Origin of the sequence: Streptomyces nitrosporeus, from assembly GCF_008704555.1 — a bacterium.
In the GTDB taxonomy this organism is placed as follows: Bacteria; Actinomycetota; Actinomycetes; order Streptomycetales; family Streptomycetaceae; genus Streptomyces; species Streptomyces nitrosporeus.
In genome coordinates this window covers 6664944-6675000 of the sequence record NZ_CP023702.1, presented here as the reverse complement: position 1 = coordinate 6675000, position 10057 = coordinate 6664944, and the positions used below count along the sequence as shown (strand labels likewise).

The 10057-nt window shown below is 73.6% G+C and carries 9 protein-coding genes (1 of these 9 running past the window's edge); 4 read left to right on the top strand and 5 right to left on the bottom strand.

What is annotated here, in order from left to right; translation table 11 throughout:
* On the top strand, nucleotides 1–1344 hold the 3' portion of the coding sequence (ptsP, locus tag CP967_RS29545; protein WP_150490897.1) for a phosphoenolpyruvate--protein phosphotransferase. 327 nt of this gene lie to the left of the window's left edge; 1344 of the gene's 1671 nt are visible here — the last part of the coding sequence; the start codon falls outside the window, past its left edge; its stop codon occupies nucleotides 1342–1344.
* A gap of 92 nt (nucleotides 1345–1436) precedes the next feature.
* Here ptsP and CP967_RS29540 read toward each other — a convergent pair whose 3' ends face one another.
* Both CP967_RS29540 and CP967_RS29535 read right to left on the bottom strand, forming a co-directional pair.
* Nucleotides 1437–2372: a hypothetical protein gene (locus CP967_RS29540; protein WP_150490896.1), complete on the bottom strand. Its 936-nt coding sequence runs from the start codon at nucleotides 2370–2372 to the stop codon at nucleotides 1437–1439.
* A 79-nt stretch (nucleotides 2373–2451) separates the two neighbouring features.
* Entirely contained in the window at nucleotides 2452–4428 is a 1977-nt protein-coding gene (locus CP967_RS29535; protein ID WP_150490895.1) for an acetoacetate--CoA ligase, read from the bottom strand.
* A gap of 219 nt (nucleotides 4429–4647) precedes the next feature.
* On the opposite strand from CP967_RS29535, the gene CP967_RS29530 reads away from it, so the two are divergent.
* On the top strand, nucleotides 4648–7017 hold the full coding sequence (locus CP967_RS29530) for a glycoside hydrolase family 31 protein (protein ID WP_150490894.1): 2370 nt from the start codon (nucleotides 4648–4650) through the stop codon (nucleotides 7015–7017).
* Here CP967_RS29530 and CP967_RS29525 read toward each other — a convergent pair.
* Nucleotides 7008–7505, bottom strand: a complete 498-nt coding sequence (locus CP967_RS29525; protein WP_150490893.1) for an NUDIX domain-containing protein — start codon at nucleotides 7503–7505, stop codon at nucleotides 7008–7010. The two genes, CP967_RS29530 and CP967_RS29525, sit on opposite strands and share 10 nt — an antisense overlap.
* 60 nt (nucleotides 7506–7565) lie before the next feature.
* Here CP967_RS29525 and CP967_RS29520 point away from each other — a divergent pair, with 60 nt between their 5' ends.
* The gene (locus tag CP967_RS29520; protein ID WP_150490892.1) at nucleotides 7566–8372 is read left to right on the top strand and encodes a M15 family metallopeptidase; all 807 of its coding nucleotides are present in this window, start codon (nucleotides 7566–7568) and stop codon (nucleotides 8370–8372) included.
* Between the two features lie 127 nt (nucleotides 8373–8499).
* Nucleotides 8500–8847, top strand: a complete 348-nt coding sequence (locus tag CP967_RS29515; protein WP_150490891.1) for an Mpo1-like protein — start codon at nucleotides 8500–8502, stop codon at nucleotides 8845–8847.
* A gap of 194 nt (nucleotides 8848–9041) precedes the next feature.
* Here CP967_RS29515 and CP967_RS29510 read toward each other — a convergent pair whose 3' ends face one another.
* Nucleotides 9042–9647 carry a GTP-binding protein gene (locus CP967_RS29510; RefSeq protein WP_150490890.1) on the bottom strand — a complete coding sequence of 202 codons (606 nt, stop codon included), beginning with the start codon at nucleotides 9645–9647 and terminating at the stop codon, nucleotides 9042–9044.
* Entirely contained in the window at nucleotides 9628–10053 is a 426-nt protein-coding gene (locus tag CP967_RS29505; RefSeq protein WP_150490889.1) for a DUF742 domain-containing protein, read from the bottom strand. Before CP967_RS29505 ends, CP967_RS29510 begins: the two co-directional genes overlap by 20 nt.
* Nucleotides 10054–10057: the final 4 nt, after the last annotated feature.

Below are 10057 nucleotides of genomic sequence, written 5' to 3'. Positions count from 1 at the left end.
CGGGCCCTGCTGGCCAACGCCGGGGAGTACCTGGCGGGGCGTGTCGCCGATCTGGACGACGTGCGCAACCGCATCGTGGCGCGGCTGCTCGGTGTGCCGATGCCCGGGGTGCCGGACAGTGACGCGCCGTATGTGCTGATCGCCCGCGACCTGGCTCCGGCCGACACGGCCCTGCTCGACCCGGCGCTGGTCCTGGGGTTCGTGACGGAGGAGGGCGGGCCCACCAGCCACAGCGCCATTCTGGCCCGGGCGCTCGGTGTGCCGGCCGTGGTGGCCCTGCCGGGAGCGGTCGAGATCGCCGAGGGGACGGTGGTGGCCGTCGACGGCAGCACCGGCGAGGTCTTCGTCGATCCCGGCGAGGACCGCCGGACGGAGATGGAGTCGGCCGCCGCTGCCCGCAAGGCGGCACTGTCGGCCGCGAAGGGGCCGGGGGCCACGTCCGACGGGCACCGGATGCCCCTGCTGGCCAACATCGGCGGGCCCGCCGATCTTCCGGCCGCCCTGGAGGCCGGTGCCGAGGGCGTCGGTCTGTTCCGTACGGAGTTCCTGTTCCTGGACGACAGCACGCGGGCGCCCTCCGAGGAGAAGCAGCTCGCGGCCTACCGGGCCGTGCTGGAGGCGTTCCCCGAGGGGCGCGTGGTGGTGCGGGTGCTGGACGCGGGGGCCGACAAGCCGCTGGACTTCCTCACCCCCGCCGACGAGCCGAACCCCGCGCTCGGTGTGCGGGGGCTGCGCAGCCTGCTGGACCACCCCGAGGTGCTGCGTACGCAGCTGACGGCGCTGGCCGGGGCCGCCGAGGGGCTTCCCGTGTACCTGGAGGTCATGGCGCCGATGGTGGCGGACCGGGCCGACGCCAAGGCGTTCGCCGACGCGTGCCGGGAGGCCGGGCTGCGGGCGAAGTTCGGGGCGATGGTGGAGATCCCGTCGGCGGCGCTCAGGGCGCGGTCGATCCTGCGGGAGGTGGAGTTCCTGTCGCTGGGGACCAACGACCTGGCGCAGTACACCTTCGCCGCCGACCGCCAGGTCGGTGCGGTGTCCCGGTTGCAGGACCCGTGGCAGCCGGCCCTGCTGGATCTGGTGGCGCTGTCGGCCGAGGCCGCCGCCGCGGAGGGCAAGAGCTGCGGCGTCTGCGGCGAGGCCGCGGCGGATCCTCTGCTGGCCTGTGTGCTGACCGGGCTGGGGGTCACCTCGCTGTCGATGGGAGCGGCGTCCATCCCCTATGTGCGCGCGACGCTGGCGAAGCACACGTTCGCGCAGTGCGAGCGTGCCGCTTCGGCCGCGCGCGCGGTGGATTCCGCCGAGGAGGCGCGGCTGGCGGCGCAGGCGGTGCTGTCGGGCGAGTGAGGCCGCGGCCCCGCCCGCGTCCGCGCCGGGGTGAAGTGAGGATGAGGGGTTCCCGCCGGTCCGGCGGGGACCCCTCCGTCGTGCCGGTCCGGTCAGTGGTGCGCCTCCGGCCGGTCGGCGCCGAGGTCGAAGCCCGCGCGGTACTCCACGTCCGGCTCCGGTGCCACGGGCTCCCCGGTGTCGGCGTCCGTGCAGTAGGCGTCGAAGACCTCGCCGGCGGTGAGCGGGACGAGGCTGCCGCGGATCAGGCGCCAGCCGTGGACGCGGTCCGGGGCGCCGGGCGCGGTGGTGCGCAGGACGACGCCTCCCTCGGTCCCGAGGGCGACGCCCACCGCGAGGACCGTGGCGAATTCGGCGCCCTCCGAGGGGTCGGTGTGGTTCCCGCCGCCGGCGTCCCCCGTGGTGTGCAGGAGTGCGAGGAGCTGCTCGTCCTGGGCGGGCGTGCTGCAGACCAGGTGGTGCGTGCCCGGGCCCGCGGTCTCCAGCAGGCGGGAGAGCAGATGGGAGGCCCGGTCGAACGCCGCGCGTCCGACGTCCTGTCCGCAGTCGGCGCAGTCGCCGAGTCCGGCCAGGAGCATCGTGGCGTACTCCCAGGTGGCGCGGCGGACGGCGCGGGAGACCAGCAGGGGGATGAGGGTGTCGATGGGCTGGCCCGTGTACGCCACGGTGGCGCCGGTGGCGGCGATCTCCGCGGTGTAGCGGCTGCGGCTCTCGTACCGGTCGGGGTCGAGGCCCGACCCGGCGCAGTACTCCGCGTAGTCCCCGGGGTCGAAGAGGGCGACGGTGGTGTGGGTGCCGTGGGCGGTCAGTGTCCTGAGGAGGCCCTCGACCTGCCGCAGGTACTCGGTGTGGTCGTCGAAGGTGAAGGTGCGGTAGTCGCGCATGGCCGCGAAGTCGCCGGGGTCGACCAGGAGGCCGACGGTGCTCGGTGCTTCGCGGCGCAGCGCGCGCCGTGCGGACGGGCCGGGCCGGCGGCGGGCGGCCCGGCGGCCGTGTCCGGTGTTCCGGTGGTTCCTGGTGCGTTCCATGGGTCCCCCTGTCGTACCGGTGATCACTTGCTCACCCAGCGTAAACAGGGGGACTGACAGCGGGGCCGGTCCGGGGTGTTCAGCGGCGCTTGCGGGCGAGGTCCTCGTAGAAGTGGAGGAGTTCCAGGTTGTCGACGGAGCCGGGGTTGACCGCCTTGGAGAGGGCGGTGCCCTGGAGGAGCCGCTTGACCGGGACCTCGATGCGTTTGCCGGTGAGGGTGTGCGGGATGCCGGGGACCTCGATGACCTCGTCGGGTACGTGGCGCGGGGAGAGGTTCTCGCGGATGGTCCGCCTGATGCTGTCGCGGAGCCTGTCGTCCAGTACGGCGCCTTCGGCGAGGTGGACGAAGAGGGGCATCCAGTAGCCGCCGTCCGGTTCCTCCAGTCCGATGACGAGGGATTCGCGGATCTCGGGGAGCCGTTCGACCGCTTCGTAGATGTCGGCGGAGCCCATGCGGACGCCCTGCCGGTTGAGTGTGGAGTCGGAGCGGCCGTGGATGACGACGGAGCCGCGGTCGGTCAGGGTGATCCAGTCACCGTGGCGCCAGACGCCGGGGTACACGTCGAAGTAGCTGTCGTGGTAGCGGCTGCCGTCGGGGTCGTTCCAGAAGCGGACCGGCATGGAGGGCATGGGTGCGGTGACGACGAGTTCGCCGACCTCGCCGGTGAGCGGTTCGCCGGCCGGGCCCCATGCCTGGAGGTCGGTGCCGAGGCAGGGGGCCTGGAGTTCACCGATGTGGACGGGCAGGGTGGGGACGGCTCCGGCGAAGCAGCTGCAGACGTCGGTGCCGCCGCTGACCGACGCGATCCACAGGTCTTCGGCGATCTCGTCGTGGAGCCAGCGGAAACCGTCGGGCGGGAGGGGTGAGCCGGTGGTGGCGACGCACTGGACCCTGCTGAGGTCCAGGTCCCGGCCGGGGTGGACGCCGGCTTTGCGGCAGGCCATGACGTAGGCGGCCGAGGTGCCGAAGAGGGTCGCGCCGGTCTGTTCGGCGACCCTCCACTGGGCCTGGACGTCGGGGAAGCCGGGGCTGCCGTCGTAGAGGACGACGGTGGTGCCGGTGAGCAGGCCGGAGACGAGGAAGTTCCACATCATCCAGCCGGTGGAGGTGTACCAGAAGAAGCGGTCGTCGGGGCCGAGGTCGCAGTGCAGCCCGATCTGCTTGAAGTGTTCGAGGAGGATGCCGCCCTGGGACTGGACGATCGCCTTGGGCAGTCCGGTGGTCCCGGACGAGTAGAGGATCCAGAGCGGGTGGTCGAAGGGGACCTGTTCGAAGACCGGCGGGGTGTCGGCGGCGGTCAGCGCGGCCCAGTCCAGGGCGCCTTCGGGGGCTTCGGTGCCCAGGAGCGGGATGTGGACGACGGCGCGCAGCCCGGGCAGTTCGCCGCGGAGTTCGGCGACGGTGGCGGTGCGGTCGTGCTCCTTGCCTCCGTAGCGGTAGCCGTCGACCGCGAACAGGACGACGGGTTCGACCTGCTGGAAGCGGTCGAGCACGCTGCGGGCGCCGAAGTCGGGGGCGCAGGAGGTCCAGACGGCGCCGACGGCGGCGGTGGCGAGGAAAGCGACGACGGCCTGCGGGATGTTGGGGAGGTAGCCGCTGACGCGGTCCCCGGGGGTGACGCCGAGGGCCCGGAGTCCGGCGGCCAGGGAGCCCACCTGGCGCCGGAGTTCGCTCCAGCTGACCGGGGTCTGGGTGTGCGACTCGTCGACGTACAGCAGGGCGGGCGCGTCGGCGCGCAGGGGGTCCTCGGCGGTGCGCAGGGCGTGTTCGGCGTAGTTGAGGGCGGCGCCGGAGAACCATTGGGCGCCGGGCATGGCGCGGTCGCCGAGGACCTGCTCGTACGGGGTGGAGAAGCGTACGCCGAACCAGTCGGCGACGGCTTTCCAGAAGGTGTCGAGTTCCTCGACCGACCAGCGGTGCAGGGCTTCGTAGCCGCCGCCGGCGGGGGCGCCGTACCGTCCGGCCGCCCAGTCCTGGAAGCGGGTGACGGCCGCCGCCCCGATGCGTTCGGGGCCGGGCTGCCAGAGGGGCGCTTCGCCGGCTGCTGTGGTCATGGGGCGGCTCCTGGTACGGGTACGCGGGTGGGCGTCTCGCGCGCACGGGCTGGGGTGTGCGCGTGAGCGGCAGTTACGGACGATGCCATGTGATCGTCCTTCGCACCAGGGTCCTCGGGGTGGGTGGTTCCTCCGGTTGTCCGTCCCGTGGGCGGGGCGCAGGTGAACGGAGGCTGAACGGAGCCCGTTGCCGGGCCGGCGAGTGGCAGGGTGGCCCGCATGGACGGTCGTGATCTGGTGCGCTCGGTGAGGTCGGCGGGTTCTGTACAGGGGATGCGTACGGTGCGCTCGGCATGGCGCCGGCGGCGTACGGACGCGCGGGCGCTGGCGCCGCGTGGTGCCGAGCGGGCCCGTGTGCCGGGTCTGCTGGTGAGTGCCGAGCCGGGGCCGGGCGGGGGTGTGGTGCGGTTCGCCCGCTCGCGGCTGCGGATCCGGGTGGCGGTGGGCGGTGCGGTGTTCTGGTCGTGGGACGGTGCGGAGCCGCTCCCTTCGTACGCGCTGCCGGGGGCCGCCCCGGAGGCCGATCCGCGGGCGGAGCTGGAGCCGGACACCGACGGTGGCTGGCAGGTGGTGTCGGAGCGGCTGACGGTGGCGGTGTCGCGGCACGGGGCGGTGGAGGTGCGTACGCCGGGCGGGGTGCTGCTGCGCCGGGAGCTGCCGCCGCGGTGGTGGGAGCCGGCGGACGGGGGCGCGGCACGGTGGGTGCAGCGGTCCCGGGTGCCGGCCGACGCGCGTTTCTTCGGGCTGGGCGGGCGGGCCGGCGGGCCGCGGCTGCGCGGGGGGACGTACGGGCTGTGGAACACCGGTCCGGGGGGCCGGTTCGGGCCGGGGGACGATCCGCTGCATCTGACGATGCCGGTGCAGCTGGTGGTGTCGGACGCGGGGACCCATCTGGCGTTCCACGACAACAGCTGGGCGGGCCGGGTGACGCTCCGGGAGGGCGAGGAGGGTGCGGGGTCGGGCCATGACCGGCCGGGCACCTGTGAGGTGCGGATGGAGGGGGGTCCGCTGCGCTGCTGGCTGGTGGCGGGGACGCCGGCCCGGGTGCTGAGCGGCTGGGCCGCGCTGACCGGGGCGCCCGCGGTGCCGCCTTCGTGGGCGCTGGGTCTCCAGCACGCGTGGCGGGGCTCCGGCGGTGAGCGCGAGGTGCGGCGGGTGGCGGCCGGGTACCGGGAGCACGGGCTGCCGCTGTCGGCGCTGCACCTGGACACCGGCCATCTGGACGGGCACCGGGTGTTCACCGTGGACCGCTCCCGGTTCCCCGGTCTGCCGGGGCTGGCGAAGGAGTTGCGGGAGGACGGGACCAGGCTGGTGTCGGCCGTCGGTCCGGCGGTCCGGGCGGCGCCGGGGGAAGCGGTGTTCGAGGCGGGGCGGGGTGTGGGTGCCTCGGGGGCGTTCGTCCGGGATCCGCGGGGGCGCGAGGTGCGCGGGGAGGCGCGGCCGGGTGAGTGCGTCTATCCGGATTTCACCGATCCGCTGGTGCGGGAGTGGTGGGGCGGGCTGTACGCGGAGCGGCTGGAGCAGGGTTTCTCCGGGGTCTGGCACGACATGGACGAACCGGTGGCCTTCTCCGCGTTCGGTGACCCGACGCTGCCCCGTTCGGCCCGGCATGTGCTGGAGGGCCGTGGGGGCGATCACCGTGAGGCGCACAACGTGTACGGCCTGGCGATGGCGCGGGCCGGTTCTGAGGGGCTGCGGCGGCTGCGGCCGAAGGAGCGGCCGTTCCTGTTCTCGCGGTCGGGCTGGGCGGGGATGCAGCGGTACGGGGGCGCCTGGTCGGGTGAGGTGGCGACGGGCTGGCCGGGGCTGCGCGCGTCGCTGGCGCTGGTGCTGGGGACGGGGCTGTGCGGGGTGCCCTACTCGGGTCCGGACGTGGGCGGTTCCGGCGGGTCGCCGTCGCCGGAGCTGTATCTGCGGTGGTTCCAGCTGGGGGCGTATCTGCCGTTGTTCCGGGCGCACGCGGCAACCGGTGCGGGGCGGCGGGAGCCGTGGGAGTTCGGGCCGGCGGTGCTGGCGCACGCCAGGGCGGCGCTGGTGGAGCGGGAGCGGCTGCGCCCGTATTTCGTGACGCTGTCCCATCTGGCCCGGCTGACCGGCGCGCCCTATGTGCGGCCGGTGTGGTGGTCGGCGCCCGGGGACCGGGCGCTGCGGGACTGCGAGGACCAGTTCCTGCTGGGCGGTGGGCTGCTGGTGGCGCCGGTGCTGGAGAGCGGTGCGGAGCACCGGGTGGTGCGGCTGCCCCGGGGGCGCTGGTACGACACGGCGACCGGGGCGGTGTACGAGGGTCCGGGGCGGGTGCTGGTGGAAGCGCCCCTGGCGCGGATCCCGGTGCTGGCCCGGGCGGGTGCGGTGATCCCGGTGCGGGGTGCGGACGGCGGCCTGGAGCTGGAGGCGTGGGCTCCGGTGGCGGGGCGGGGCGGGGGCGGGGTGGTCGTACGGGACGTGGGCGACGGGTGGGTCCGGCCGGAGGCGGAGCGGTACACGTCGCGGCTGGCGGACGGGCGGGTGGTGGTCGAGCGGGACGGTTCGCGGGAGGCGGTTCCCTATCCGGTGCGGGTGCGGGGGGCGGCCGGCGCGGATCAGCGGTAGCGGCCGGCGAACCAGTTGCGTACGGCCTCGGTGTGCAGGGGGAAGGCCAGTTCGTCCGGGGCGTGGAGCACGTGGTGTCCGGAGGTCTCGCCGGTGGGCGCGGAGGGCGGGAGGGCGGCGGCGGGCCGGGGCGGGAGCAGACCGAAGACCAGCAGGTGGCCGTCCGGGGAGCTGAGGACGTCCGCGAGGCGTACGTCGCCGCTTTCGGCCAGGACGCCGGTCTCCTCGCGCAGTTCGCGGACGACCGCGTGGCGCCAGTCCTCGGTGTGGTCGATGAATCCGCCGGGCAGGGCGATGCCGCCCCGTCGGGGGGCGATGGTGCGGGTGATGACCAGGAGGCCGGTGGCGGCCGGGCCGGTGACGGGGAGCAGGGCGACGGCGACCGGGAGCGGGTTGCGGTAGGCGGTGTGGCCGCAGTGGGCGCAGGTCCGGGGCCAGGTGCCGGTGGACCAGGAGGTTCCGCAGCTGCCGCAGTGGGAGTCCTTCACGGCCGGACTGTATCCGATCGCTCTTCTCCTGGGACCGTGGAACTGGTAGACGATGTGCCCATGACAGGAATTGCCCGTACCCTCCGTGTCCTGGCCACCGCGGCCGCCGCTCTGCTCGCCGTGACCGCGTTCTCTCCCCCGGCCCTGGCGGTGCCCGAGCCCAGGGCTCCCCGGGAGTTCGTCGATCTGCGGTCCGTGGACCCGACCGTCCTGACCGAGATGCGGTACGCCACCGCGCACACCTTCATGGGCGAGGCGGTCGACGGTTACCGCCGGCCCGTCTGCATCCTGACCCGTCCGGCCGCCGAGGCCCTGCGCACGGCACAGCGGCGGCTGGTGCGGCAGGGGTACTCGCTGAAGGTGTACGACTGCTACCGGCCGCAGCGGGCGGTGGACCACTTCGTGCGGTGGGCGAAGGATCTCGACGACCAGGTGATGAAGGGCGAGTTCTATCCGCGGGTCGACAAGTCGCGGCTGTTCGCGGACGGTTACATCGCGGAGAAGTCCGGGCACAGTCGCGGCAGCACGGTCGATCTCACGCTGGTGAGGCTGCCGGCCCGGCCGGCCGGGCCGTACGTGCCGGGTGAGGAGCTGGTCCCGTGCTACGCGCCCCGGGGCGAGCGTTTCCCGGACAGCTCGGTGGACATGGGCACGGGGTACGACTGTTTCGACACGCTGTCGCACACGGACGATCCGCGGATCGGGGGCGAGCAGCGGGCGAACCGGCAACTCCTCAAGGGGACGCTGACCGACGCCGGTTTCGTGAACCTGCCCGAGGAGTGGTGGCACTTCACCTACAGGCCGGAGACCTTCCCGGACACCTACTTCGACTTCCCGGTGGACCGGCGGTCGGTGGCGGGGCACTGAGGCGCGCGGGCACGGGGCCGGCCGGTGCGGGCGACCGGGACCACCCCCGTGGGCTCCGGCCGCCCGCACTTGTTCCTGACGCCGCAGAGGCGTGTCCGGTTGCGAGCGGAACCGTTACGGTGCCTGTATGTCCCAGCAGAGATTCGGATCGTATGAAGAATTCTGGCCCTACTACGTCGCGATGCACTCGAAGGCGGCGACCCGCTGGGTCCATCTGACCGGCACCCTGACCGGGCTCGCCGTCAGCGCGTACGGGCTCGCCCGTGGCCGGAAGAGGTATCTGGCCGCCCTGCCGCTCCTCGGTTACGGAGCCGCCTGGCCGGCGCATTTCCTGATCGAGAAGAACAATCCGGCGACGTTCGGGCACCCGGCGTGGTCGCTGCGCGGTGACGCGCAGATGATCCGGATGATGCTCGCCGGGCGGGACCACGAACTGGCGGAGACCGCGGAGAAGTGGCTGGCGGAGAACGGCTGACGGCCTTCCGGCGCACAGGGTTGACGCGTGGTCACGGTGGGTGAACACTCCTGCCACGGCCGTCGCCGGCCGGTCCCGGCGCGCGGTCCGTACCCCTGTCGGCGGGGGTACGGACCGCGCCCGGGTCTTCTGCCGGCCCGGGCGGGTCCGGGCGCGGGGCGCACGCGGGTCCGGTCCTGCCGGTGCCCCGGCCGTCAGGTCCCGACGGGTTCCCTGGGGGCGTCCGCGCGTGCCAGGGCGTGTTCCACGACCGCCACCAGCACATCGCGTACGGAGGCGCGGTCACGTGCGTCGCACATGAGCACCGGTACACCCGGGTCGAGGTCGAGCGCCGCCCGTACCGTCTCGACGGGGAACCGCGCCGCGCCCTCGAAGAGGTTGACGGCCACGGTGAACGGGATGGCGCGCCGCTCGAAGTAGTCGACGGCGGCGAAGCAGTCCTCCAGCCGCCGGGTGTCGGCGAGGACGACCGCGCCCAGGGCTCCTTGGGCCAGTTCGTCCCAGAGGAACCAGAACCGGTCCTGCCCGGGGGTCCCGAACAGGTAGAGCACCAGGTCCTCGCGCAGGGTGATCCGGCCGAAGTCCATGGCCACCGTGGTGGTGTTCTTCCCTTCGACGCCGGCGACGTCGTCGACGGGGCGCCCGGCCTCGCTCAGCCTCTCCTCCGTCCGCAGGGGGCGGATCTCGCTGACCGCGCCGACCAGGGTCGTCTTGCCCACCCCGAAGCCGCCCGCCACCAGGATCTTCAGGGTGACGGGCTCCACGGGCCGCTTCTTGCGGCTAGAGCGCCCGAAGGCCATTGATCACCTCGCGGAGAATGTTCACGTCCGGCAGTTCGGCCGGCGGAACGGGACGGGTGACGTGCACCAGCTGTTCCTCGACGAGGTCACCGACCAGGACGCGGACCACCCCCACGGGGAGGTCCAGTCCGGAGGCGAGCTCGGCGATCGACTGGGGCATGTCGCTGCACAGTTCGACGATCTCCACGTGTTCCGGGGAGAGCGTCCGGTCCCGGCCGGGATCGTCGGCCTCGGGTTCGGGGACGACGATCGCGATCAGGTCGAGACGGTGGCGGGAGGCGCTGCCGGTGCGTCCCCTGGTCATGGCGTAGGGGCGTACCACCGGTCCCGCTTCGGCGTCGTACCAGCGGGAGCCGGCCGGGGTGCCGGTCGCTGCGGGGGTCTTCCGGACGGAGTCGGCGCTCATCCCA